The sequence below is a fragment of the Mycolicibacterium fluoranthenivorans genome, assembly GCF_011758805.1.
Taxonomy (GTDB): Bacteria; Actinomycetota; Actinomycetes; order Mycobacteriales; family Mycobacteriaceae; genus Mycobacterium; species Mycobacterium fluoranthenivorans.
In genome coordinates this window covers 2,013,135-2,037,882 of record NZ_JAANOW010000001.1, presented here as the reverse complement: position 1 = coordinate 2,037,882, position 24,748 = coordinate 2,013,135, and the positions used below count along the sequence as shown (strand labels likewise).

The following is a 24,748-nucleotide window of genomic DNA, read 5'->3' as shown; positions in this document are numbered from 1 at the left end:
TGTCCCAACAGCTCAAGTGCACTCATCGGGATCCCAAGAGGTCCCGGACCGCTTCCTCGAGATCCCGCACGTCTAGCTTCGACAGCTTTCCAACCCGCCCGTGCGCGCCGGCATTTCCGATATCCAGCACGTTCTTTCGACCCCGTCGAGCTTCCAGCCAGCCGGTGACGTCCGCCTTTCCGTCGCCCAGAACAGCCAGGGCTAGGCACTGTCTGGTTGTCTTTGCAGCCTGCCACTGCTCCTCTGCCGCCGTTCGAGACTTGCCCGCTGCGGACTGCCTCGCGTAATGAGCTTGTTTGGCAGCCGATTCCAGAGCCATCCGGAACAGATTGGGCGCAACTCGGCCCTTGACCTCATCAGCGAGGCGGTCGTCTTGAATCATCGCGAACGCATCAGAGATCAACCTTCGTGCGGGATCCACGTTGGGTCGCACCCTGACCTTGGACCCTGATTCCCGCATCACTTCGATGAGCCGCGCGTCGATGCCGGTCTCCCGGATGACGGACGCCAGCCTGTCGTCGTGGGAGAAGACGATAATCTGGTGCGTTCGTGCGATATCTGTGAGCACCCGCACGAAGCCGTCAATCTTGGACGGGTCCATCGCTTGGATCGGATCATCGAGCACCACAAATCTGAACGGGCTCTTCACCGAGGTCGCGCGGGGCAGGAACAACGCCAGGGCGACAGCGTTCTGTTCACCCTGGCTCATCACCGAAAGCGCCTGCGTCGGCTCGCCGTCAACCGATCCGCCGAGGATGGCCTTACGTTTCGTTGCCGTACCAGTCAGGCTGATGTCACCGAGGTCGACATTGCTTTCCAGTCGCAGTTCGCTCCAGATCTGGCGTGCTTGAGCAGCGATCGGTTCGAGTCGCAGATTGCGAAAGTCCTTCCCTTGTTTAATAGCCCAGTTCTTCGCCGCGTTGGTCGCTTTGTACTGTACGTCCAGTTGCTGCGCGCGGTGCTCGTCCGCGACCCACGCCGCGACCTGCGCCGCCACTGGACCCCAGGCATCCTCACGACTTGCCAGTGCCGCAGCCGCCTCGCTACGTAGCGCTTCGGCAGCACCGAGTGCGTCAAGCACTACGGACTCCAGATGATCCGCACACGCGACGTGGTCATCAGGCGCTACACGGGCCCGCTCGGCTGCTTCGTTGTAGGTCGGCAGGGTCGGCAGGTCAACGCCCCGGAGGGCACCCGCGGGCTGTAGTTGCGCCATCAACGCGTCTGCAGCAGCCCTCGCGCTCTTCAGCTCGGCTGCGGCTGCACGGTATTCGGCCGCTGTTGCTTCGCCGTCTAAAACTGCGGTCTGCGCCTGCTCGGCCCAACCCGCATCCAGCCAGCCTTCTCCACACACTGGGCAATCGACGTCGCCTACGCGCGAATGGAAGTTTAGAGCCCGGTGCAGCAAGTCAACTCGTTCCGATGCCAGCGCCACCATGTCGAGTTCGTGGCGATGGTGCTCCTCGACGGCTCCTCGCAATCGGGTAGCCGATGATTCAAGATCATTGGGAGTCGGCACTTCCATTGCGCTGAGTGCCCGAAGCGCGCCGACGGCATCCTCTGCGGTTTGGTCCGCGCCAGTCACTATCGCGACGATCTCGTCGAGTGGCCGGACATGCTTCTTCAGAAGTTTCACGAGCTTCTCGGCCCGTTGATCGGCGGAATCCGACAGTGCTGCGATGGCCCGCTTGCGTGTTGAGTCGGCTGCGTCCCGCACTGATTTCGCATCCTTGAGATTTTCGGACAGTCTCTTCTCGACAGCGGAAAGAACTTCCAGTCCGAGCAATTTAGCCAATGCGTCATACAAAGCCGATGGTCCGCCGTCGAAGAGGCGGCCGAGCTCCTCGTAGGTGAGAACGGGGCGGTACAGCTCCAGGGGGTGCGTCCAGCCGAGACTGTCGAGTCCTGGGGTGCACTCCCTGCCTTCACGTTGCGTCCACAGCTTGCGATCGGCGAGCTCCGCGCCTACCTCCCAGTCCACACCGACCTTCACCGGACCACTACCCTCGCGGGCGAATCCGACGCGTAGGGAACACGGATGTGGCTTGTGCAGGTTGCGCCAGGCTTCCGACCAGAGTGCCTGCTTGCCAAGCCAGCGGTAGCTGGTGCCGGTGAGGGCGAGCTCGACGGCCTCCGCGAAACTGGACTTGCCGGAACCGTTCCGGCCGCTGATCACCGTCAGTCCCGGCGCAGGGTGCAGCTCGAGCTTGGCCGTCCGGCCGATGCCACGGAATCCAGTGACGGCGATGTCGGTCAGGTAGGTCGGTGACCAGTCGGTTTCTGCTGCGCTGTCGGTCTCGTCGACGACGTCAGCGAGGGCGCTGAGTACAACTTCTCGCGCCGCCGCGTCGAGCTCGTCGTCGGCATCCAACAGTTGCAGGATGGCGTCCTGAACGGACTGCTCAGCATCTACTTCGGGCCCACGCACGCTTCTTACCACCACGTGATTTACCACCACGTGATTGAACTACGAGTCACCGACATATGGGACCTGAATCGCTGGCTGTGGCCGGCCTACCCCGCACGGGTGGCCGTAAATCCAGCTGGGCCACCTCGCTTTCATTCACGCCGCGCTGTCGCAACAACTCCATCATGTCCTCCTGGCGCGGCTGACCGAGCATCATGCGATAGAGCGTGAGGGAGTCCCGGAGTCGTTCGTACTGTGCGTCTTCACGGCTGAGTGGGAAGTGCACCACCATCCGTTCCACTCGGGCAGCACCGGGATAAATCCACCAGGGTGAGAACTCGCCAAGCTCCTCGTGGTCAACCGCGGCGGCGAAGGCGAGTTGCCAGGGATGCTGCCCGTCCCGCGCCGCGGCGAGTGCATCCCGCCCATGAGCCGACGCAATGTTCTTCCGAACCGCATGCCCGCCAAAGCGGTTGACCCGCCCTTCACGCTGTTCGAAATCGACCGGGTTGGACGGCAGGTTCCAATGCACGACTGCATGGCTCCACCAATGAAAGTCGATTCCCTCTTGCCCGACGCTGGTTGACGCCAAGACAAAAGGCCAGAACGGGCTGTTGAAGGCGTTGCGCACCTCCGGGGCCCGCACGCTTTCGGTGTCCTTGGCTGCGCTGCCGTATCGCAGCGCGAACCGTACGGTGATCGGAACCTTCTCGAAGCCCTCGCCCGCGGCACGGGCTGTGTAGTGCGAAGCTCGAAGAGTCAAGGCCTCGATCGCACGATCTGCAATCTGGTGCAGCGCCGCGGCGTCGATCCGCGAACCGCCACGTTCGAGCTTCAGTTGGAAGCAGTACTCGTCGAGCACCGACTGCAAGTTTCCGTCGGCGCAGTACTGGATTACCCTTCGCCAGTAGGGCTGCTCCCGGCCGTGCAGCTGGTCGAGCAAATACATGACGTCCATCCGGTTGAACAGCGCGCGAAGGCCATTGGCAAGCCGTGCGGCCGTATGCCACAGGGCCGTCCGCAGGTCCTGATCGATCTCGTCGCAGACTCGGGCAAGGGCTCGGTAAGCCACATTGCCAGGACTGTACAGCGCGAGCAGTGCCAGATCTTGATGCCAGCGCGGCGAGGCTGGTTGGTCGAGGGCCAGCTTCGCGTGCTGGCGGATCGCAATCCCGGATTCGGCATCTCCTTCATTCTTGGTTGTGTCGCCGCCCCCTACGAGCCAGTACGCGGCGACGTCCGAACGCCGGTGTGCGCCGGCCGGCCAACTTCCCGGCCAGACGAAGAACGCCTCCCACGGCTCTTCGATCCGAGCGCCCTCATCGACATCCTCGTTCCCCGATCGAAGACGTCGGGCAACCAGCTCGTGTGCTGCATCAGGATCCATTGTCTGATCGCCATCGGAGCGAAGGGCAAGTGGATCAGCAAGACCAGCGAGCCCGGGATGTGGCCAAAACAAAGCCAACGTCGACATGCTGGCGGCACGGCCTTCCCGCATCACGTAGTCGAAGCGAGTCGGCACCGATCTTCTGGCCTCCGCAGAGTTTTCGCTCAGCCCGGCCCCCGCGACCATTCGTCGTTCGGCCTCGTAGCTGAGCAGGCTCGCGATCGACGTCGGGGCGCTGGCCCAGGCCGAGAAGATCAGGCGCTTCGTGACGGAGCCGTCGGAAAATCCGGCGAAGATCCCGCCCGGCGTCAGATACGGCATCGATGGCGGAATCCACAGTAGCTTCCACCAGTCGTGCTCGATTGTCTCCGCGGCGAATGCCCGCAATCGTTCGTTGCCGTAGTCGATGGCCTCATAGCATCGGATGGCACGGGCATCAACCGACCGAAGTTGACCGATCGATGATCTCAGTTCCGCTGTCGCGGTGCCAGTTTCGAATTGCATTCGGGCTCGTTCGCCCGGACGATACCCGTCCATGAAGCTGGCGAAGTACGGGATGGACTTCCAATAGTCCAGGCTCACGGGAGAGTCGACTTCACGCGCAAAGGCCTGCAGTGCTGCGTAGCCCTGCAGGTCTTCCGGTGCCGGTACGCGACTCTCCACCCGTCGGACTAGCAGATCGCGACCTTCTTCGAGGCGCGGACGTTCGGAGCGACTCATAAACGGGATCAGCGTATGACGCAGTTCCGCAGCTTCGCTCGATGCGTTCGACCCGGCGACGATCGCCTGCCGATAACGACGAAAAGCCGTGCGGATGCGCTCTAGCGAAGACTGATCTCCGGACGCGAGGAAGCTCAACGTCGTCATGAAATCTTGGTAGTGATCGTCCTCGTTGTCGCCTGCGACGGTGGTGTAGGGCTTGTAGGGGGTCGCGGAGAGCAACAACACCTTGGCGTCGCGGTAGTTGAACAGGTGGTGTGCGAGTTCGCTCGCCGGGCTGTCACTGCCAGAGTCGATGAGGTGCCGAAAGCGTTGAAACTCATCGAGGATCACGAGGTCGGGTTCGAGCGATTCCACGCTCGCTTTCGCGAGAGCGCCGCGAAGCCGGGAGGTGATGCTCTTGACCTCGGGCTTCATCTCGTCGGGGACCGCGGCCAACCCCTGGAGGCGGCCACATGCGGCATCGAACTCGCCACGGAGGCCGCCCGCACCGATTGACTCGGAGAACTCGCGGAGGATGACTTCGTCTGGCCCCTCCCCGAGCTGCTCACGCATCCTCTCGATGCCTGCCCGGAAATCCACTAACTTCCGCACTTGGCCTTGAAAGAACACCGCGGACGCGCGCTCAGTTTCCAGTCCGGAGTCCGTCATTCCATTGAGGAGGACGTGCAGGAGTTGACGTTCTACCTGCGACCCCGTCTGCCATCCCATGTCGAATGACGTTCCAGGTGTGAAGGATACGAGATTGACCTTCTTGCCATCGAGCGCCGATCCCGAGGCGAGCCGCCGGGTCTCCAACGCCAGCAGCGTCAACCGGCTGGTGATGCCGACGAGTGGGTCACCGGTCACGTTGAGCCGCTGTAGATTCTGTTTGGCAAGGTCTGTACTGGAGCAGATGTACACCACGCCGATGCGACCGATGTGCGAGGCAGCCTGCAACTCCGCGATGGCGGATGCGACGACACCGCGCGCGATGATGCTCTTGCCGAGCCCTGTCTCATCGGCGATCAGGAACCGTCCGCTGGTGGCCTGCGGCCCATACAGTCGGTCGACGACGTGCGTCACCGCATCGCGTTGGAAACCCTTGAGGCCAGAAAGGATTCGCTCAACGTCCTCACTGCGCATCCGTTGACACCGCCGACCTCGCGGAATACGCGCTCCAAACCGATTCCCAGAGTTCGTCGAAACCATCGGGAAGCACGGACCCTCCCCCGTCTGTGCGTCGGTCCTCCGCGGCCCGCACGTGTTCGACGATGCGTCGCACGTCGGCCAACCCGCCGTGCTCGACACCGATTGCCCGCACCAGCGTTTCGAACAGTCCGTTGCCGTCTTCGTCCCAGCCGGCACCGGCAGCGCCTATCGCGTCGAACTGCAGCGAGCCGTCACCGCTTTCCATGGCGAGGAGTAGCGCCAACAGCCGCATGAAGGCCGAGCGGTCGACGAGTTGACGGGCGATGACTGCATCTTGGCGGCCGGAGATGTCCCCGTCCAGAACCGCCGCGACGACGGTGGAGACCGTGACGTCACGTCGATCGGTAACCCTGAGTACGACGAACGGTGTGATGTCGGTGAGCGCGAGCCGCTCGAACTGAACGGGCTCTCCGGGTACCCCTTCGGTGTTGGCGGGGCGGGTTAGCAGACAGGCCCGGGTCTTCATCCCGTCTGGGACGCGCAGGCCTCCGTCTGCGGACAGCCGTATCCGGTAGTGCGGAGTTACCTCGGCACCTTCGGTTTCAATATCAGGTTCTTCGGCCTCGACCTGCGCGAAGTAGCGACGAGACGCCAACTCACGCAGGACCTGGTCGAGCGCGTGATCGGCCAGTTCATCGGGCGGAATGACCTCATCCCCGACGGGCTCGTACGGAATGGTGAGCGCTCGCAGCCGCGCTTGCTCGCCAAGCAATGCAGCCACGCCGAATTTCGTGCGCGGACCTTCGAATTCGACAAGAAACTCCACGTTGCCACCGAACGCTGGCACGGTCGCGTTGGCCGAGCCGACGATCAGGTGCGATCCCGACTGCCGATCGACGACATAGGCTTTCGCGTGGAGTCCGGCCAGCGACTCAAGAGGCGCCAGCGGGGCGGTATCGTCTGATGTCGGCTCCGGAAGGTCACTGTCGCCAGCGAGCTCGTCGTTGGCGGCATCGTCGAGAATCACCGCCTCGACCCGACTCAACGTTTCACTAGTCAAGCGATCGAGTTGCTCCCGCCGGGACAGGACGACGACCGGGTTCGACTGCACAGGAATGGTCCGGGCGATGCCGTCATCGCTGACGAACGGCGAGATGATGCCGTGGCGAATGCCTGAGAAAAGATCACGCAGCGGAGTCACGGGGACGCCAGGGACTCCGAAAGGGTGGAACCGGAGGGCCCGGACATCCGGCGGGCGTTCCCACTCGATTGCGGCGATCGCGTCGGCCAGCGCGGCGATCCGGGTGATGCGCGTCGGTGGCAACGGTTGCACGGCCATTGCGGGTAGGGCCCGGACGAATGCTGTTAACGGTGCGCTCTGTTCGGTTGGGCCGTCAGCGCTGGTTCCGTCGAGCCTGACGACAAGGTCCCAGCTTCGGTCATTGGTGAGATTGCGGCTCGCGCAGAGCATCCGGTAGCTGCGAGCATCACCGCTGGCGTATTCCAGCACCCACACCTTCGGGTGAAAAAGCAGGTTCTGGCGAGGCGCCTGGACGGGGTGGATCATCGGTTCCAGGAGCGCGAACAAGTCGGATGAGGCGCGTGGCTCGAACACCTGGCCGGCTTGGGCGAACACGTCGATCTTGTCGGCCGCTCGCCGCACCGCGTCCAAGATGGCGATCGGGTCTCGGCTCTCTCGAACGCGATGGGCCGCGAAGGCGAGTGGGATGGACAAGGCCGCGGTCAGGTCGAGGGTGAAGGTCGTCGCGACGGCGTGGGCCAGCTGAAATCCGCTGGGCGGTCGAAGCTGCTCGGTCAACGCCGCACGGGTGTCCGGCTCAAGCATCGGGACGCTCCAACCCGTCGTGGATGTCGTGGAGCACCGGGCGCAGCTGAGTCCACCGGTAGACCAGCTGACCGCTGCCCGACGATCCGAGCCACGATTGGAGCAGGCGCTTGTTCACCAGCCTCGCCTGCGATCGCTTGTGCTCTCGTTCGCGGCGGCGGATGAACGCGCGCATGTCCGCGTTGTCTGCGAGCGAAGCGAGGTCGGCAGCCCCCAGCAGGTCGAGCCAGTCATCGATGAATCGGCGCGACCACGGGTTCACCCCTGGATTCTTATGCAGGACACGGCTCCAGAAGTCGGCGATGTTCCAGTTGTTGATGTCGTCCTGCACGGTCGCTTGGCTCGCCCATTCGTCGATGCGCTGCCGGTACGTCTCGACCGGGTTGTCCACGCGGTCGAAGCCCTCCTCCTCATACTCTTCCGCCAGCAGGAGGTTGTACAGCAGGGAGGCACTGTTCATCAGGACGGAGAACCGGCGCGCATCCTCGAGCACGTTCCTGCGCTCACCGTCAGCTGACATCAGCACCGAATCTTCCCACGGGACAGCGCTTTCAGCGTCGGGCCGGTGGTGAAGTGCATGTTCGAGCATCGTGTCGGGCGAGCTGTCGAGCATCCGGTCCCGGAGCCATGCAGCCTCGCTGTTGGGCATGTCGAACCCACCAGTGACCTCGGCCGGGAACCCGGCCGGCATCGGCGGCAAGGTTGCGTGGAACGCCCCCGCGTGCCAGACCGCCGCCGCGTCCTCGAACTCGTTAATAGCGGGGCGGCGGGTGTGGATGCGGGCGACCTCTGCGGCAATCGCATCATCTCTGTTGAGGGTGGCATCGTTGAGGATGCCGTGCACGCGCATCCCGCCCCAGTACAGCGCGGATGGCAAGTTCTTGAGCGCCGTACCAGCGGTGGCACCAACCACGCCGTCCTTCGCGCCGGCGTTGAGAAGGCCTCGGATGAGACGCCGTTCGTTGCGATCTGCGAGCGCCGTTGATTTTTCGACGTTGCTGCGGGTTTCCGCGGCGGCGCGGTAGCACCACGGGATGAAAAGGAAATACCGGGCACGGGTGAACAGGGTGGAGGTGCCCGGCCACAGCAGGTCGCTCAGCGCGTCGCGGACCTGGCCGATTCCGAGTTCGTCACGACTTTCGCGCTCGCTGAATAGGTTCACGATCTCGCGCATCCGCCGCTGATCCTCGCTCGACGCGTCGAGCCATGCGATGAGGGAGGTCACCGATTGCCAGCCTCACGGCCGTCGGATTCCTCGAGCACCGGCTGTTGCTCGTCCTCGGGGTCCACCGAAACGGGCCGGCCCGATTCCTTCCGCCAGATCGCGTGGTCAAGATCAGTTGCGGACACGCCCATGAGTTTCGCTGCGTCCCGAACCAGGGAGGCCGCGTATTCCGGTGACACCTCGACGCCGTTGAGTGCACGGCTGACGAAACGGAGCACCATCCGATCAGCTTTGACGCCCGGCAGGCCGGCAAGCATGAGCGCGTAATGCCAAGTGACGCCTGAGGACTGGGCCTCGACCCCCGTCCACAATTTCTTGGTGGCCAGCCGCAGAGCCTCGTTGTTAGGTTCCAACGCGCCACGGACCTGGAGGTCGCCTGTGGTCCGCACACCGTCGTCATGAAGATTGCGAGCAACCTGTTGAATAACGGCGGCCTTCAACGCGGCCCCCTTGCGTGTCGAGGCCGGCCTCTGGTTGCCGATCTCGCGCGCCCACGGTTCGACGCCGCCGAGTGCGTCGAACGTGGCAAGGAGTTCTGTCGTACCGTCTGTGATCGCCGCATCCCCGCGATATTCGCGGTAGCGGCCGACGACTTTCCGGACGCTGTTGTAGTGGGAACCGGTCGACTGGATCGCATCGATGATGCAGAGCGTAAGGCCCTGGTGGTAACCCTCGGGTCTGAACCACCGATCGGGATTGCCAAGAGCCTCCCATGCCACCAGCAGCCGATGAACGTTCTCGGACACGCCCCGCTCCCTACTTCGCCGCGTGAGCACAGCTCCTCATCCAGCCCTGACGCAGTTGGCGGATCTGCCGCTCGGTCGCCCGGGCTTCGTCGCGTTCAGTGCAGCCACGGCGCCTTTCGCTCCCGCGAGAATCTTGCGGTCATCGGCACTGGGCTTGGTCGAGGCCGACAGCTTCTCGGTCAATTGCTTCGTTCCAATCAGTGTCGGCTGCAACGGATGTGCAGTCGATCAGATTGACGGAGCTGCAAACCGACGGATGATCTTGTACGAAGGGAGGCATTCTGCGCCGGATTCAATGCGTGCAACATGGAGTGCGGCATTCGTCAGTTCAACCGTCGGTAGTCCATTGGCGCTGCGACGGGTGGATCGTTGTCTCCAGCTACTGCCCACGGCCGTCCCTGTACGGTCACGAATGGAAGACTGCTGCCCTCCGACGCAGGGGCGAGTCGCACAGCGATCCACTCACCCTTCACCGGCACTGGAAGACCCAGGGCCGCAGCGATTGTGGGATGCGCGTCTTGGTGGCCAAGTATCACGATGCCCTCTGGCCCAAGTGCCTTCCGGGCGTCGCGAACACGCTTCGGAGCGTCGTCTTGCTGTGCCACAGTTAGGACGGTCTCACGGCCGACGATACTTCCCTGCACTTCACGGAAGAGCTGGTCGACGCGCTTCTGGCCCGACAAGTTCGGTGACAAGATGCGTCCGCGCGCGTCCATGTCTAGATTGAGTAGGAGATTGTGCGGCAGGTCGACCTGGAGACCTCCCCATAGCCAGAACACGATTCCTGCGGAGGTGTCGGCCAACCGCCGCTTGTTGTCTCGGTTATAGCCGCGGATCAACGCACCCGTTGTCTTGTCAGATCTCCACCACAGCCGGTCGTCGGTGACTGTGACGAGCCCTGCCGCCCATTGGTTTGTTGTGTCGTCGAACCATGTCAACAGCGCAGGGTGATCTGCTTTGCCCTGACGTCCGCCGTGGTCGACACACAGGTACATCTCCATGGGGATCTCCCATCCGCCGAGATCCTTTGAGAACTTGCAGTCGATGTCGATGCCGGCGATCCGCCAGTCGAGGTGTTCGCCGTTCGGAAACTCGAACTCCTTGGTCAGATTTACCTCGACGGCGGTGCCCAGGTACGTCTTCTCGGTCTTCGACAGGTGTTGATACGCCCACCGTCCGGTCCGCTGTCCGTCCAGCAGTTCGTCGAGCGAGTCGCGCAGGGCCCACCGGAATCGTTCACGCGCTTCGGGTTCTTTCTCGAACCAGTCGACGAACGGTGTCAACTCGGCGGGGGCTTCCTGGTCCAACCCGCTGTGTAACGTCCACGCCCGCAGCATCTTTCCCATTGGCTGGGTAGGCGCCGGATGCTCGCGGAAGGTGTTGCGGCGACGACGGATTGCGCGAGCGCGTGAATCCTGGAATCCTGCTTCCGGCGCCTCGACAGACGGCGGAAACGCGATGTCGAACGGCAGAGAATCCGGCTCGCTCACAGGTACGGCTTGAGGTGCTTCGCGATTACCTGAGCGAGGCCGACTGGGACCGCGTTGCCGATCTGGCGGGCGATTTCGATTTTGGTCCCACACCAGAGGAAGTCGTCGTGAAAGCCCTGTAATCGCGCGGCCTCCAGATGTGTGATCGGTCGGTTCACCCGTTTGCGGCCGCGAGCATCCCACTGCGGGTGTAAGTACGCACCTTTCTCTGGCTTGTAAAACTCGGTTCGGATTGTGTGTGAAGGGAAATCCCACTGCATTCGGCCCATGACATCGGTTGTGCCAGTGGGCTTCTCGCGCCAGCAGCGTGGCAGTAGATGATCGGGCACATCGAAGCGGCCGCCACCTGGCGGCACATGGTCGTATCGCTGCAACGACAGCTGTGTCGGGTTGCGGCCGATGTGCAGTTGTGGGGCCTTGAACACTCCCGGCACGATTTCACCGAAGAACTGGACCGTGCTCGCGGGCAGACTGTTGGTCGGGGGCCGCGCGGGGAGGTCTTTGATCTGCGTCTTGGTGCCGTTCCATCGCAGCAGCTCGGACCCGGGCGCGGGATTTCTCGCGTGGGTTGCCTTCGGCAGCTCTATCTGACCGACTCGGGAGCCGATGACGATGGTGCGAATGCGTCGCTGGGCGACGCCGAAGTCTGCGGCATTAAGGTGACCGTAGCTCAACTTGTAGCCCTTGAGTGATCCGCAGTCCGCCTCGTTCTTTAGCAGCTCGAACTCGGCCGATTTCAAGAAGCGGTCGACGTTCTCGATGACGAATACCTTGGGCTTCGCGATACTGACCACGCGCAGGTATTCGCGCCACAGCTGGTTGCGTGGATCATCGATGTTCTTCGAGCCAAGGTTTGAAAAGCCCTGGCAGGGAGGGCCGCCGACGACCAGATCGGCGCGTGGGATCTGCTTGCGGGCCACATCCTTTATGTCACCGAAGATGGTGTGATCTTCGCCGAAATTGGCCGCGTACGTCGCAGCGGCATGCAGGTTGAACTCGACAGAGAGCAGTGGGGTGTACTTCTCAGCGACGAATCCCGCCGTCATGCCCCCGCAACCTGCGAACAGGTCGATCATGTCCACCACACGGTGATGCTATCGACAGGCGCCGACAACCGCCGGTACCGACTCGCCGGGCAGCGTCTCTACCTCGGGAAATGGAACTGATCTCGGCTGCCGCTCCGGCCCTGAGCGGTCACCGCCGGTGCGGGTTCACACTGAATATTGTGACCGACAGTTGGGCGTCTAGTGCCGGGGTTCGAGCGAGCATGCGAGCCAACCGCCGTCGAGACACCCTGCCCGAACTGGCCGTGCGTCGGTTGGTTCACGCCGCCGGACTGCGCTACCGAGTGGACTTTGCGCCACTGACGAGTAACCGAAGGCTCAAAGCCGACCTCGTGTTCACTCGTGCGAGGCTCGCGGTGTTTATCGACGGGTGTTTCTGGCATGGATGTCCACGGCACCACACCGTCGCCAAACGGAACGCAGAATTCTGGGCAAAAAAGGTGACCACCAACCGCGCTCGCGATGAGCGGGTCAACTCCGTGCTCAATGAGGCGGGCTGGATCGTGCTGCGGTTCTGGGAGCACGAAGATCCGACCGAAGTCGCGGCACAGATCGTGGAAACCGTGCGATTTCGACCCCAGTGGCGGAGGCCGTAGGGTCTGACGTAGGAGGCGCAGGCGACTCAACCGAGACGACCGCTGGTTCGTAAGTCGTCGATAAGGTTGGTCACATCACGGAGCTGAAGGACTTCGATGAGACGCTCACCCTCGGTAAGCAAGGCAGACAACGTGGAGAATTTGATAGGGCCTACTCGCGGATCGCCGAGTTCCCGCAATGTGACCACGGCAGCGGCCCACTCGGGGCAGACGCAGTAGATCCTGTCCTCAGCACTTTCGTCGGCAATGTTTCGAAGACGCGGCACCTCGGAAGTGACGAGAACGTACGGAACATCCGGCCTGTACCGGCGGAGAGGCACCATTTGCGCGGCTTCGGTCCCTCTGTCAGAACGCCACGTCCATTTGCTGCTGATGACTGCAACGAGTCGTTTGCGTTCATCGAAGACCACGATGTCGCTACTACGTGCTCCGACGTCTCGCCGAAGGTGAAGTCCATAGATCTTCTCGAGGGGAAGTTCTCCCTCGATTATCCAATCGCTCGGGAGCCCGAGGCGGAAGCTATAAAGGAGCGCGTTCTTGAAACGTGCTCCCCTGGTGTTCCCCTGCAGGGTCTTCGGAGGACGGATGTCGGTCTTCCCGTGCACCCCGATACTGTTCGCCGTAGCTGCGCGACGCCAGAGCGCGGCGAGAGCTACTTCGCCCGCAAGTCGTCGGTTCTGACTGTCGGCGTTTGAACCAACGTTGACGTTATCGTCGACTCGCGGCAGTCGGACCGGGGGTTGCCACTTGATCGCACCGGCAGTAGTTGCTACATCGTTGGCGCCGAGGACGGCACCGCCCGTGTCGACGACGTGATGACCAGCCTCGAAGAGCCACTGTGGCGACCATGGCTGTTCGAGTCGCACGGCGGCGTCCTGAATGGTCTCGCCGACTCTGACGTCAATTCCTAGTGTCCCGGCTTTGGGTAACTCTTTTGGAACGTTAGTTGTTGACGGCAACAGCGACCGAAGAGAACTACGGAGAGCCCATTCTGACTTGCTATGTGGCTATCCAGAAGGGTCGCGGTCTGAGGGTCGAGTGAACCGCGGTCCGGAGGCGACGGGGTGGATGTCACGATTGTCATACGGGGAATCCGCCTGGGGTTAATGGGTAGGGACATGGTTGCCACAGATCAACGCACACTTGGAGCTCGCTCGACTACGTCGATCCTCACGCTATCCCTGGTTTCCGTTGGGCAGGGTCGAGTGATCGTAGCCAGGGCTCGTGACTGGCGGGGTGACGGTGAGCGCAGGCGCGTGTCTCCGCAGGCCGAGCACCGGGGTGTTGGAGTGCCGAATATGACGGAGCGTTGCATGAGCTGGAGATCGGCGACTGTGACGAAGGTACGAATCGCGCAATGCGGTTCAAGGGCATTGACACCGCGACGGTACCGCAGCGGCCAACCAACGCGATCTGGAACAGAGTCGTTGCGTAAGCAGAGATTCGTATAGGCCGACGTCCACGCTGGGAGGCTAACCCGCCGTTGCGACAAATCCGTGCAAGCTCGTCCTAGTCACACGACCCGCACACTCCGCTGACCGACAGCTGCATCCCGCAACTGCAAAATCCGCCTTCACGTCGGACGTCGCGCGAACGCTCACCGCGCGGCGCCACCTTCGTCAGCGGATGAGCAACGTACCAGGTGCCTCTTCTAGAGCTTTCCTGACGTTCGACGCCCTGGCCAGCAGCACGGACGATCTCGTCCTCGGAGGTGAATCCGTTGGTGAACCCGTAATGGATGTGAAGGGCGGCCTGTCCATCTCGTCGGGTGGTCAGTACATAGGGTTTGCTGGAATCGACAGCCATAGCGCGGTACCCGGCGATTCCGATGGCGGCCGTGATGCGCTGGATGAACTCGTGATTCTCAGCGGGGATGCGGGCTTTCGACAAGGCTCCATGTAGCGAATCCGACAACTCGTCTGACGTGCTCATCACCAGCGGCCCTCTCGACTCGACATTCCCACTCAAGGCTAGCTCGACGTTTACGCCGACCAATCCCAGTCCTAGTCATCCCACTTCTTTGCCTCCGCGATCACCCGCTCGCGAAACGCCGGCTCCGCTTCGTCAATGACTGCCAGCACTCGGTCGGTCAGCGCGGGTGCGATCCCACTGAGCGCGTGAGCAATCGGTATGAAGACGCGCAGCAAATCAGGTGCGTCGATCAGGACATCCACAGTCCCACAGCTATCATACGAAAGAAAATCCATCGCGCGCCGTGCGCGATATTCGCTCCAGCGCAACGGATCCCCGGTTCCGCTGTCGACGATCTGGCTGAGTAGTTCCTCATACGCATCACGCGGCGTAAATCGTGCGCCCTGCGGCGAGGTGAAGAACGCGTCGAACACCGTCGACACCGCGCGGTAGTCGTCGCGCGGAGACTTCCGAAGCTGCCCGCCCGCCGGCAGCCTGGTGAGCAACCAGCGCAGCACCGCAGGGAAACCGAGCCGCGAATCGTCGGCGCGCGGGATGATGACATTCTCCACCCCCTGCTCGATCCACGCGCGTGCGTCGGCGAGGTCCATCTCGACAACCGGAGCGCCGAGGTCGCGGGCGTGCGCCACAGCGGCATCGAATGATTCGCGCGTGACTCCGAGGTCGCTGACGTCGGAGAATGCCAGGTGGTCGATCATGACTGCGACAGCCCCTTGATGATCGGCCATCCGAACATCAAGCAGCAGTTGGTCGCGATCACCGAGCGCGTGCCCAATCCGGACAGCGCGATACACCCGTGTGCGCGGGAGATCTCTGATCCACGCCGCTAACCGGCCACCCCGGAACTCGACTTCCACTCGGCATCGCCGCTGCAACGCGGGGTTGTCAACCATCAATTCGGTGAGCACCGCCAAAGCCATGGTGTGCTCGATATCCGTTGCAACGGAGAGGTTATCGACGAACACCGAGAGGCCTAGCGGGTTTGACTCACCCAGTGTGAGGCGCGAGAACACATACGGCGTTCCCTTTTCCACCACCACTCCCATCGCTTGCAGCAAGGCCAGCGGATGGCCGTCTGCAAGTGAATTCCGCACGGCATCGACCAGCGTCGGCTCCCCGTACTTGTCGCTCGCGCCTTGCCCGGCGCCGCGCATCTCGGCGTGCCTACTTGGCTTGGCGCCGCCTTCTTCCCACGTTCATAGCGCGGACGGCACGCCCGGCCCCCGACATCTCATTGAGCGTGCTGAATAGCCGTGATGACCTGCGCAACCTGCTCATCCAATGCCGCAGCAGAAGGCGCCCAATCCGGTGATCCATCAGTCGTGTCCACCGCCAATTCTGTGTGGATCAGCAGCCCGGCTACGCGCACAGTGCGCGCCGCCCGAGCAGTCGCACCACACGACGGATGGCCGGCGTGCCCGCCTCCGAACTCGACCGGGTCAAACCGCCGATACCCCAGCACCTGCTCACCCTCGATTGTCGCCGCAAGGGCCACGAACAGGGGCTTCACTCCGCTGGACTTACAGACCTGCGGAACCGCAGATCGGCGCGATTGGCACAGCGAACCCCAGGCCCGCATGCGCTCAAAGGAATCGACACCCGGATGCTCTCGATAGACGACAGGCACGGGTGTATCGCTGCCGTTGTCAGAGTGCATTCCGCTGTACTTCACCAGCGCATCGAGGTCGGCGGGTTGATCACTGCTCGACACCCCGGCGTAGCTGCTGACCCGTAACGGATCGTCGTGGCACACCTCGTCGGGCGGACCAATCAGCCGCGGCTCGCCCGGTATCGTGGCGTAGGCAATGTCCACCTTGCCCCAGGCTTGCCCCGGAAACACGAACAGCTTCGATAGTTCGGCCGGTGTCCGCTGCGCGACGGGCTCGGCCACGTCATGACCTCCGGCGTGGCATCGCCGCGTGCGAGCGTTGTTGCGATCTCGGCGCTCGCCGAGGAGGCGGCACGCACGCCACCGACATCGACATCGACATCCACATCCAGATTGCTCCCCATGGCCCCCACCTAGCAGCATCAGAATCTGCAGGATATCGCACACAGGAAACACCAAGGCGCACTGTTCGGGCAGACCCGCCGCCTACGGACATGTCTCCGAATCGAACCGCACCACCCCGAAACCAACCTTCGTGGTCGCGGTGAACTTCGCTCCGGGCGGCGGCGTCGAGCTGCACACCTGCCAGTCGCGGTCGCTGATCTGCGTCCGACCCCTGCCGGTCAGGTCCGTCGAGCTCGTGGACCACACCGCATCGTGCGTCAACGACTGGATCGAATCCTGGGCGCCCTGCAGGTCCCTGCCGATCAGGTTCGGCATGGTCCACGACGGTTCCGCCGACGCCAGCGGGCTCACCGCAATAGCCGTGCCGACCAGTACCGCCACCAATACAACGCTTCTCATGACATCCTCCTGCTTCGACGTAGCCGGACGGCGTCGCGTGGGGAACCGACACGATGGCTAACGCGGATCCGCGTAGCGCCGGGCTCCGACGCGCGGACCACGCGGTCGCCTGTCCATGAAGAAGACGGCTCCGAGGGCACCACCATCGATTGTGCGCGGATCCCTGACCGATTCGTCGGCAAATCGGCGCGAAGGTCGCCCACCTAGCGAATATCGGCGGCTCGCCGACCTCCCATGAGAAATTGCTCGGCCAGTTCTCCTCGAAGTCCAGCAGGTAGTGAGGACACCTCGTCGACGTCGGCTCCGCGCCGCGCATCGATCCGGAGCAGAAGCTTTCGCAGGACTTCGATGGCGAAGTCCCGTTCAGCGTCGGAGGCATCCTCCGGCATCATCACGACTCACCCCGGCACCCGCGCCAACCAATCCGACTCCCCATCCAGCGGCTCCCCGCCGACAACGACGGTCGGCACCCCGGGCTCCGGGAACGTGTGCAGCACCGCGAGGTTCGACGCCGCGATCGCCTGCGGGTCGTACCCCAAAAACACCCCAACCCGAATCTGATCCACCGCACCAGGAGGCGCACCCACCGAAGCGGCCAACCCAGCCAGCTGGTCATTCGACAGATCCGTCGCGCCGCCCTCGTGCGGCTGCTGCTCAGCCGAAAAGATCTGCTGCACAAACCGCCACGTCACATCACTCGCCCCGGACTGCCCCGCCACCACGAAAGCCGCGCCGATCGCCCGGGCATCGTAAGTGCCGCTCGCGGAGTACTTTTCAAGGAAGTTCACGAATCGCAGATTCACCCGCAGCGAGCCGTCTTCGATACGCCGCCCGATCTCGGATCCCTGCGACCGGATCATCTTGCCGCTGTAGGGGCACAGCGGGTCGACATAGAGATCGATCTGCCCCAACGCGTCCGGATCCCCGATCGTCACCACATCCCCGGAAGGCGCGGCCACCGACGCCGACGACACACCGGGGAACAACATCAGCAACGTCAGGACCAGACCGAGGACAACGGGCAGCTTCATATCCCCATCATGCGCCCATCACAAACCCCGTCAGTTCCCCGTGTGACTTCTGTGACTCAGCCGTACAATCCTGACGACTATCAAAGAACGAGGAGCCGCTCCATGCCCGACCTGACCAAACGTGCGCTCGCCGCCGCCTTCGCCCTGGCCGCGCTCGGCGCCCCGGCCGCGCTGGTCATCCTCAACCCCGCGACCGCGCAGGCAGCCTGCAGCAGTGGTGAGGAAGAGGACCAGTTCACCACGCAGTGCACGCCGTTCATGGTGCCGAACTCACCGGATTCGTCGGGCTTCACCACCACGGCTGCCAACCCGGACATCCCCGAGATCGACGGTATCCCCTGCACCGGCGCCGACAGCGGCGCGTGCATCGGCCTGTCCGAGGATCAGATTCCGCAGGTCACCCCGCACGTCACCATCAGCTCCAGCCCCTAGCCAGGACACCCGCTGACGGCCGGGGCGCAAGCCCCGGCCGAAGCCGGTTCACCGGGCCGCGACGGGCTCCACTCCCGCTGCCGCCAACCTCCGGTCCGAATGCTCCGGCCGGATGATCTGCGGCCACCAGAACCACTTGCCCAGCAGCGCCGCCACCGCGGGTGTCATGAACGACCGCACCACCAGCGTGTCGAACAGCAGGCCCAGCGCGATCGTTGTACCCACCTGGGCCATCACCTTCAGATCGCTGAATGCGAACGACGCCATGGTCGCAGCGAACACCAGGCCCGCCGAGGTGACCACCGAACCGGTGCCCGCCATCGCGCGGATGATCCCGGTCTTGAGCCCACCGTGGAGCTCTTCCTTGAACCGCGATACCAGCAGCAGGTTGTAGTCCGAGCCGACCGCCAGCAGCAGGATCACCGCCATCGGCAGCACCATCCAGTGCAGTTCCAGGCCAAGGATGTGCTGCCACAACAGCACTGACATACCGAACGATGCCCCGAGCGACAGCAGCACGGTGCCCACGATGACCGCGGCCGCCACCAGCGACCGGGTGATCAGCAGCATGATCATGAAAATCAGTGAGGCTGCGGCGATTCCGGCGATCAGCAGGTCGTAGTAGGCCCCGTCGTGCATGTCCTTATACGTCGCGGCCGTCCCGGACAGGAAGATCTTCGAGCCCTCCAGCGGGGTGCCCTTGATGGCCTCCCTGGCCGCCTGCTTGACCGGCTCGACGTTCGAGATGCCTTCGGGTGTGGCCGGATCGCCGTCGTGGCTGATGATGAACCGCACCGACTTGCCGTCCGGTGAGATGAAGTTGCTCATCCCGCGCTTGAAGTCCTTGTTGTTGAAGGCTTCCGGCGGCAGATAGAAGGTGTCATCATTCAGCGCGTCGTCGAACGCCTGCCCCATCGCGTTGGTCTGATCCCCCGCGGCCGACTGCTGATCCTGAATACCCTTCTGGGTCTGGTACATGGTCAGCATCTGGTCGCGCATGTTCTTCATCACCCGGATGTTCTCCGGCATGAGCGCCACCATCTGCGGCATCAGGGTGTCCATGCGCTTCAAATCGGGCAGCAGCTTCTGGATGTCGTCGGTCATGGTGTCGATACCGTCGAGGGCATCGAAGATCGACCGGATCGACCAACACGACGGAATGTCGTAGCAGTGCGGTTCCCAGTACAGGTAGTTGCGCAGGGGCCGCAGAAAATCATCGAAATCGGCGATGTGGTCCCGTAATTCGGCGATATCGATGGTCATGTCGGTGGTCCGCTGCACCATCGAGTGCATGGTCTCCGCCATCTGCTCGGTGACCGACGACATCTTCTCCATGGTCTCGACGTTGGCCTGCATATCGTCGGCCTGTTTGAGCATCTGGGCGAAGTTGTCCTGCTGGTACTTCTCGTTCATCTTCTGGGTCGCGCCCTGCTGGCCGAGCATGAACGGAATCGTGGTGTGCTCGATCGGCTTGCCGTTGGGCCGAGTGATGGTCTGCACCTTGCCGATGCCGGGCACCGCGAGAATGGCTTTGGCGATCTTGTTGATCACCAGGAAGTCGGCCGAGTTTCGCAGGTCGTGGTCGCTTTCGACCATCAGCAGGTCGGGATTCATCCGGGCGGCGCTGAAATGCCGTTCCGCCGCCGCATATCCGACATTGGCGGCGATATCGGTCGGCAGATACTTGCGCGCGTCGTAGTTGGTCTTGTATCCGGGCAGCGTCACCAGGCCGATGAGCGCCAGCGCCAACGTGGCCACCAGAACCGGGCCGGGCCAGCGGACCACGGTGATACCCACCCGGCGCCAACCGCGGGAGCGGATGGCCCGCTTGGGTTCGAAGCGGCCGAAGCGGCTGCCGATGGTGATGATCGCCGGGCCCAGCGTCAGCGCCGCGATCACGGCCACGAACGTGCCGATGGCGCAGGGCACGCCCATGGTCTGGAAGTACGGCAGCTTGGTAAACGACAGGCACAGCATGGCGCCGGCGATCGTCATCCCCGAACCCAGCACCACATGCCCGGTGCCGTGGAACATCGTGTAGTAGGCGGTCTCTTTATCTTCGCCGGCGCCGCGGGCCTCCTGGTATCGCCCGATGGCGAAGATGGCGTAGTCGGTGCCTGCGGCGATCACCAGCAGCGTCAACAGGTTCACCGCGAACGTCGACAGCCCGATGATGTTGGTGTTGGCCAGGAACGCGACCACCCCGCGCGCGGCGCCCAACTCCATGAACACCATCACCATGATCAGCAGCATGGTGACCAGGGAGCGGTAGACGATCAGCAGCATGAGGGCGATGACACCGAGGGTGATCGCGGTGACCAGGGCGATGCTCTTGTCGCCGGCGTGGTGCTGGTCGGAGATCAGCGGCGCGCCACCGGTGACGAAGACCTGTAGGCCGGGCGGCGGCGGATTCTTCGCGATGATGTCGCGCACCGCGGCCACCGAGTCGTTGGCCCGCGTCTCGCCCTGGTTGCCCTTCAGATACAGCTGGACGTAGGCAGCCTTACCGTCCTCGCTCTGGGCACCTGCCGCGGTCAGCGGATCACCCCAGAAGTCGGCCACATGCTCGACATGCGCGGGATCGGCCCGGAACTTCGCGATCAGCTCGTCGTAATAGTGGTGGGCGTCGGCCTCCAGGGCCTGGTCGCTTTCCAGCACGATCATGGCGTTGCTGTCGGAAGAGAACTCCTGGAAGTTCGAGCCGATGCGCTTCATCGAGATCATGGCGGGCGCGTCTTTGGAGCTGAGCCCGACGGTGTGGGCCTCCCCGACCTCCTCCAGCTGCGGCACGAGGACGCTGGTGGCGACGTTGAGCAGAATCCAGCCGATCAGGATCGGCACCGAGAGCACCCGGATGAGGTGGGCGATCTTGGATCGCTGTTCAGTGGTGCTAGCAGTCATCGACACTCCGATCAGGCCCCGGCCCGTGGGGAGCTCGTCGGCACTACATCTGCGCAGTCACGCGTAATATACCTAGTCCGTCAAAGCATCGCGTGTCAACTGGACTTCCCAGACTCGGGCGCAATATCGGGTCATACTCATGAGGTGCCGAAGAAGCGGGACACATCACCAAAGCAGGAATGGCTGACGCCCAAGCAGCAACGCGCCTGGGTGGCCTATATGCGCGTGCAACTGCGGATGAGCTACGAAATGAACCGCCAGCTGCAAGCCGACTCGAATCTATCCTTGGCCGACTACGACGTGCTGGTGGCGCTGAGCGGCGCGAAAGACGAGGGCATGCGGGTCAGTGATCTTGCCGCGCAGATCGGCTGGGAACGCAGCCGACTGTCACATCAGCTGCGCCGCATGGAAGAACGCGGTCTTGCCGAACGCCGGCCCAGCGCCGACGACGGGCGCATCACCAAGGTCGTGCTCACCCCGAACGGACGCCAGGCCATCGAGGAAGCCGCGCCCCGGCACGTCGACCTGGTGCGACGGCTGTTCTTCGATCCCCTGCCCGACAACTTGCTCGCCCCGTTCACCGCGGCGCTGGAGCACATTCACGTCAACCTCAATCACAACAGCTCGCTCCCGCCCGCGCCGGGCTAGTATTTAGGTGATTAATCACCTAAAGGAGCGTCATGACTGAGATCATCACCCGGCTGATGGAAGCCAATCTGCTGGCCGTGTTCGACGAACGGGACCCGCAGCGCCGCGCCGCGGCGATCGCGACGACGTACGCGCCTGACGTGCAGTGGCTCGATGACGAGGGCATCGCCACCGGCCACGACGAACTCAATACCAAGGCCGCTGAACTGCAGGAAAAGCTTCCCGGTCTGCATTTCGTGAAGGCCGGGCCGGTCCGCGGGACCCGCGGCCTGGGATTCCTGGCCTGGGAGGTGCGCACCCCGGACGACACCGCCGTGGCATCGGGTTTCGACGTGGCCGAGATCATCGATGACCACATCGCCAGACTGTGGACGGTACTCACACCGGAATAGGTGATGTATCACCTATGTTGTAGCGGGCGAACCGCACGAACCACATAGGGACGGAGCCCGATCATGGGACAGCTCGACGGCAAGACAGCACTGGTCACCGGTGGGACCTCAGGCATCGGCCTGGCCACCGCCAAACGGCTCGCCGATGAAGGCGCCTACGTCTTCATCACCGGCCGCGACCGCGCCCGCCTCGACGCGGCGGCCGCGTCGATCGGCGCCCACGGTGTACAGAGCGATATCAGCAAGCCCGAGGAACTCGACACCCTGGCCGCCGAGATCGCGGCGCACGGCGCGGGCCTGGACATCGTCTTCGCCAATGCCGGCGGCGGCGACTTCGCCACCCTCGCCGACGTGACGCCGCAGCACTACCGGGACAACTTCGACCGCAACGTCGCCGGCACGGTCTTCACCGTGCAGAAGACGCTGCCGCTGCTCAACGACGGCGCCTCCATCATCCTGGCCGGCTCCACCGCCGCCTCCGAAGGTATGCCGGCGTTCGGGCTCTACGCCGCGTCCAAGGCGGCCATCCGCTCGCTGGGCCGCACCTGGGCCGCCGAGCTGGCCGACCGCAAGATCCGGGTGAACACCATCGTGCCCGGACCGATCGAAACCCCGGGCCTCACCGGCCTGGCGCCCGCCGATCAACAGCAGGAGTTGCTCGACGGTATGGCGGCCAATCTGCCGCTCAAGCGGGTCGGCAAGCCGGAGGAGATTGCCGCAGCCGTCCTGTTCCTGGCCTCGGACCAGAGCAGCTTCATGACCGGCGCAGAGCTGGCCGTCGACGGTGGGCAGATTCAGGTCTGACGGCCGGCCGCGTGGCTCAGCCGACCTCGTCGGTCCACACCCGAAAACCCGTCAAGGTATTGGCCCCGAACGCGTTGCTGAGCGCGACATCGGCGGCATCGCGTCCGCGGGCGATCAGCACTCGGCCGATGCGCGGCACGTTGTTGCGTGCGTCGAAGGTGTGCCATTGCCCGTCCAGGAACACCTCGAACCAGGCCGCGAAGTCCATCGGGCCATAGGGCGGGGGCATTCCGATATCGCCCAGATAGCCGGTGCAGTACCGCGCCGGAATGTTCATGCACCGGCAGAAGGCGACGGCCAGATGGGTGAAGTCCCGACACACCCCGACCCGTCCGGTGAACGCCTCCAGCGCCGTCCGCGTGTTGTCCGCCTGCTCATAGTCGAAGGTGATGTGGCGGTGCACGTAGTCACAGATCGCCTGCACGCGGTCCCAGCCGGTGGGTGTCTGCCCGAAGAGGTCCCATGCGGTCTGCGACAACCGATCGGTATCGCAGTACCGGCTGCCGAGCAGGAAGATCAGTGTGTCGTCGGGTAGGTCCTCCACGGCTGTCTGGCGCGCCCCGGGAACCAGTGCGTCGGGCAGCCCGCTGTCGGTGACGGTCGCGTCGGCACTGACCCGGCTGCGTCCCGTCGGCGCGACGATGCGGGTGCACCAATTGCCGAAGTCGTCGCGGTAGGCCTTCATCGGCACCGGCGGGTCGACCATCAGTGCGTCACGGCCGAGGAGATCCGAGACTCGGGTGTAATGCACGTTGAGGTTGAAGATCATCGGGGTGGGTTTGGGGCATTCGAAGATCATCTCGAAGCCGACGTTGATTTTCATATTGTCTCGCGATCTCTCAAGCTAGTTTTCGCGCAGGGCTGCTGCCCATCACCAATGAAGTTCGGGCAGCCTGCTGAACACCGCGCGGGTACCTTCGCTCCACGCCTCCCCGACGGCGGTGAAGTACGGGTCCTCGTCGTCGAATCGCCGCCGCCGCACCACCAGGCTGTCGCGTTCGTAACTGAGGAAGTCGATCGGCATTCCCACCGATAAGTTGCTGCGCATGGTCGAATCAAAGGAAACCAGAACACATTTCGTGGCATCAGCCAGCGACGTGTCCGGTGCGAGGACACGATCGAGGATCGGCTTGCCGTACTTCGTCTCCCCCGTTTGTAGAAACAGCGTGTCCGTCCCGGCCTCGATGAAGTTGCCCTCCGCATAGATGCGGAACAGCCTCATCGGTTCACCGGCCAGCTGCCCGCCGACGATGAACGACGCGTTGAACCCGACCGCGTTGCCGTTCAAGTATTTCGCATCGCGTTCCTCGGTCTCGCGCATCGCATCCGAGACCAGCCGAGCGACGTCGAACATCGTTGTGGCGCCGAGCAGATTGGTGGTCGCGGCGCCATCCGCGCACCGCTGCGTCAGCACGCTGACGATAGCCTGGGTGCCGGCCAGATTCCCCGAACTGAGCAGCACGATCACCCGATTGCCGGGAATCTCGAACACCGTCATCTTGCAGAACTTGGCGACGTTGTCCACGCCGGCATTCGTGCGGGAATCAGAGGCGAAGATGAGTCCGTCGTTCAGCATCACGCCG

The 24,748-nt window shown here is 63.4% G+C and carries 22 protein-coding genes; 5 read left to right on the top strand and 17 right to left on the bottom strand.

What is annotated here, in order from left to right:
• Positions 1-22 precede the first annotated feature (22 nt).
• The 7 genes from FHU31_RS09950 to FHU31_RS09920 form a co-directional block, all read right to left on the bottom strand.
• The gene (locus tag FHU31_RS09950) at positions 23-2,428 is read right to left on the bottom strand and encodes an AAA family ATPase (protein ID WP_263988149.1); all 2,406 of its coding nucleotides are present in this window, start codon (positions 2,426-2,428) and stop codon (positions 23-25) included.
• Between the two features lie 46 nt (positions 2,429-2,474).
• The gene (locus FHU31_RS09945) at positions 2,475-5,639 is read right to left on the bottom strand and encodes a DEAD/DEAH box helicase (protein ID WP_167157863.1); all 3,165 of its coding nucleotides are present in this window, start codon (positions 5,637-5,639) and stop codon (positions 2,475-2,477) included.
• Positions 5,629-7,308: a phospholipase D family protein gene (locus FHU31_RS09940; RefSeq protein WP_263988148.1), complete on the bottom strand. Its 1,680-nt coding sequence runs from the start codon at positions 7,306-7,308 to the stop codon at positions 5,629-5,631. The genes FHU31_RS09945 and FHU31_RS09940 overlap by 11 nt, the downstream gene beginning before the upstream one ends.
• A 175-nt stretch (positions 7,309-7,483) precedes the next feature.
• On the bottom strand, positions 7,484-8,716 hold the full coding sequence (locus tag FHU31_RS09935) for a DUF6361 family protein (RefSeq protein WP_263988147.1): 1,233 nt from the start codon (positions 8,714-8,716) through the stop codon (positions 7,484-7,486).
• On the bottom strand, positions 8,713-9,462 hold the full coding sequence (locus FHU31_RS09930) for a DUF8548 family protein (protein ID WP_208410186.1): 750 nt from the start codon (positions 9,460-9,462) through the stop codon (positions 8,713-8,715). Before FHU31_RS09930 ends, FHU31_RS09935 begins: the two co-directional genes overlap by 4 nt.
• A 323-nt stretch (positions 9,463-9,785) precedes the next feature.
• Positions 9,786-10,952 carry a NaeI family type II restriction endonuclease gene (locus tag FHU31_RS09925; RefSeq protein ID WP_263988145.1) on the bottom strand — a complete coding sequence of 389 codons (1,167 nt, stop codon included), beginning with the start codon at positions 10,950-10,952 and terminating at the stop codon, positions 9,786-9,788.
• On the bottom strand, positions 10,949-12,028 hold the full coding sequence (locus FHU31_RS09920) for a DNA cytosine methyltransferase (protein WP_167160858.1): 1,080 nt from the start codon (positions 12,026-12,028) through the stop codon (positions 10,949-10,951). Before FHU31_RS09920 ends, FHU31_RS09925 begins: the two co-directional genes overlap by 4 nt.
• Positions 12,029-12,108: 80 nt before the next feature.
• On the opposite strand from FHU31_RS09920, the gene FHU31_RS09915 reads away from it, so the two are divergent.
• Entirely contained in the window at positions 12,109-12,612 is a 504-nt protein-coding gene (locus tag FHU31_RS09915) for a very short patch repair endonuclease (protein ID WP_167157859.1), read from the top strand.
• Between the two features lie 26 nt (positions 12,613-12,638).
• Here FHU31_RS09915 and FHU31_RS09910 read toward each other — a convergent pair whose 3' ends face one another.
• The 7 genes from FHU31_RS09910 to FHU31_RS09880 all read right to left on the bottom strand — a co-directional run bounded on the left by FHU31_RS09910 (position 12,639) and on the right by FHU31_RS09880 (position 17,988).
• A complete protein-coding gene (locus tag FHU31_RS09910; RefSeq protein ID WP_167157857.1) occupies positions 12,639-13,478 on the bottom strand; it encodes a PDDEXK family nuclease in 840 nt (279 codons plus the stop codon).
• Between the two features lie 643 nt (positions 13,479-14,121).
• Entirely contained in the window at positions 14,122-14,544 is a 423-nt protein-coding gene (locus FHU31_RS09905) for a hypothetical protein (protein ID WP_167157855.1), read from the bottom strand.
• A 71-nt stretch (positions 14,545-14,615) separates the two neighbouring features.
• Positions 14,616-15,698: a hypothetical protein gene (locus FHU31_RS09900; protein ID WP_167157853.1), complete on the bottom strand. Its 1,083-nt coding sequence runs from the start codon at positions 15,696-15,698 to the stop codon at positions 14,616-14,618.
• 77 nt (positions 15,699-15,775) lie between these two features.
• Positions 15,776-16,435 carry a hypothetical protein gene (locus FHU31_RS09895; RefSeq protein WP_167157851.1) on the bottom strand — a complete coding sequence of 220 codons (660 nt, stop codon included), beginning with the start codon at positions 16,433-16,435 and terminating at the stop codon, positions 15,776-15,778.
• A gap of 204 nt (positions 16,436-16,639) precedes the next feature.
• A complete protein-coding gene (locus tag FHU31_RS09890) occupies positions 16,640-16,957 on the bottom strand; it encodes a hypothetical protein (protein ID WP_167157849.1) in 318 nt (105 codons plus the stop codon).
• Positions 16,958-17,160: 203 nt separating this feature from the next.
• Complete coding sequence (locus FHU31_RS09885; protein WP_167157847.1) at positions 17,161-17,352, bottom strand: hypothetical protein; 192 nt, start codon at positions 17,350-17,352, stop codon at positions 17,161-17,163.
• Between the two features lie 3 nt (positions 17,353-17,355).
• Positions 17,356-17,988 (bottom strand): DsbA family protein, encoded by a 633-nt coding sequence (locus FHU31_RS09880; protein ID WP_167157845.1) that lies wholly within the window; start codon positions 17,986-17,988, stop codon positions 17,356-17,358.
• 102 nt (positions 17,989-18,090) lie between these two features.
• On the opposite strand from FHU31_RS09880, the gene FHU31_RS09875 reads away from it, so the two are divergent.
• Positions 18,091-18,420 (top strand): hypothetical protein, encoded by a 330-nt coding sequence (locus tag FHU31_RS09875; RefSeq protein ID WP_167157843.1) that lies wholly within the window; start codon positions 18,091-18,093, stop codon positions 18,418-18,420.
• A gap of 48 nt (positions 18,421-18,468) precedes the next feature.
• On the opposite strand, the gene FHU31_RS09870 is transcribed toward FHU31_RS09875, so the two are convergent.
• Complete coding sequence (locus FHU31_RS09870) at positions 18,469-21,321, bottom strand: MMPL/RND family transporter (RefSeq protein ID WP_167157841.1); 2,853 nt, start codon at positions 21,319-21,321, stop codon at positions 18,469-18,471.
• A 219-nt stretch (positions 21,322-21,540) separates the two neighbouring features.
• Here FHU31_RS09870 and FHU31_RS09865 point away from each other — a divergent pair, with 219 nt between their 5' ends.
• The 3 genes from FHU31_RS09865 (at position 21,541) to FHU31_RS09855 (ending at position 23,165) form a co-directional block, all read left to right on the top strand.
• Complete coding sequence (locus tag FHU31_RS09865; protein WP_167160856.1) at positions 21,541-21,969, top strand: MarR family winged helix-turn-helix transcriptional regulator; 429 nt, start codon at positions 21,541-21,543, stop codon at positions 21,967-21,969.
• Positions 21,970-22,001: 32 nt separating this feature from the next.
• Positions 22,002-22,361, top strand: coding sequence for a nuclear transport factor 2 family protein (locus FHU31_RS09860; RefSeq protein ID WP_234901175.1), 360 nt, complete (start codon positions 22,002-22,004; stop codon positions 22,359-22,361).
• 63 nt (positions 22,362-22,424) lie between these two features.
• Complete coding sequence (locus FHU31_RS09855) at positions 22,425-23,165, top strand: SDR family NAD(P)-dependent oxidoreductase (protein ID WP_167157839.1); 741 nt, start codon at positions 22,425-22,427, stop codon at positions 23,163-23,165.
• A 16-nt stretch (positions 23,166-23,181) separates the two neighbouring features.
• On the opposite strand, the gene FHU31_RS09850 is transcribed toward FHU31_RS09855, so the two are convergent.
• Both FHU31_RS09850 and FHU31_RS09845 read right to left on the bottom strand, forming a co-directional pair.
• The gene (locus tag FHU31_RS09850; protein WP_090355323.1) at positions 23,182-23,988 is read right to left on the bottom strand and encodes a transglutaminase-like domain-containing protein; all 807 of its coding nucleotides are present in this window, start codon (positions 23,986-23,988) and stop codon (positions 23,182-23,184) included.
• A gap of 48 nt (positions 23,989-24,036) precedes the next feature.
• Positions 24,037-24,690 (bottom strand): proteasome-type protease, encoded by a 654-nt coding sequence (locus FHU31_RS09845; protein ID WP_337788763.1) that lies wholly within the window; start codon positions 24,688-24,690, stop codon positions 24,037-24,039.
• Positions 24,691-24,748 lie beyond the last annotated feature (58 nt).

Coding starts and splice junctions, on each gene's coding strand:
- FHU31_RS09850 (WP_090355323.1), bottom strand. CDS start 23,988: ATGAAAATCAACGTCGGCTTCGAGATGATCTTCGAATGCCCCAAACCC.
- FHU31_RS09875 (WP_167157843.1), top strand. CDS start 18,091: ATGCCCGACCTGACCAAACGTGCGCTCGCCGCCGCCTTCGCCCTGGCC.
- FHU31_RS09865 (WP_167160856.1), top strand. CDS start 21,541: ATGCGCGTGCAACTGCGGATGAGCTACGAAATGAACCGCCAGCTGCAA.
- FHU31_RS09920 (WP_167160858.1), bottom strand. CDS start 12,028: ATGATCGACCTGTTCGCAGGTTGCGGGGGCATGACGGCGGGATTCGTC.
- FHU31_RS09890 (WP_167157849.1), bottom strand. CDS start 16,957: ATGAGAAGCGTTGTATTGGTGGCGGTACTGGTCGGCACGGCTATTGCG.
- FHU31_RS09900 (WP_167157853.1), bottom strand. CDS start 15,698: ATGCGCGGCGCCGGGCAAGGCGCGAGCGACAAGTACGGGGAGCCGACG.
- FHU31_RS09880 (WP_167157845.1), bottom strand. CDS start 17,988: ATGAAGCTGCCCGTTGTCCTCGGTCTGGTCCTGACGTTGCTGATGTTG.
- FHU31_RS09870 (WP_167157841.1), bottom strand. CDS start 21,321: ATGACTGCTAGCACCACTGAACAGCGATCCAAGATCGCCCACCTCATC.
- FHU31_RS09855 (WP_167157839.1), top strand. CDS start 22,425: ATGGGACAGCTCGACGGCAAGACAGCACTGGTCACCGGTGGGACCTCA.
- FHU31_RS09905 (WP_167157855.1), bottom strand. CDS start 14,544: ATGAGCACGTCAGACGAGTTGTCGGATTCGCTACATGGAGCCTTGTCG.
- FHU31_RS09945 (WP_167157863.1), bottom strand. CDS start 5,639: ATGCGCAGTGAGGACGTTGAGCGAATCCTTTCTGGCCTCAAGGGTTTC.
- FHU31_RS09860 (WP_234901175.1), top strand. CDS start 22,002: ATGACTGAGATCATCACCCGGCTGATGGAAGCCAATCTGCTGGCCGTG.
- FHU31_RS09915 (WP_167157859.1), top strand. CDS start 12,109: ATGGAACTGATCTCGGCTGCCGCTCCGGCCCTGAGCGGTCACCGCCGG.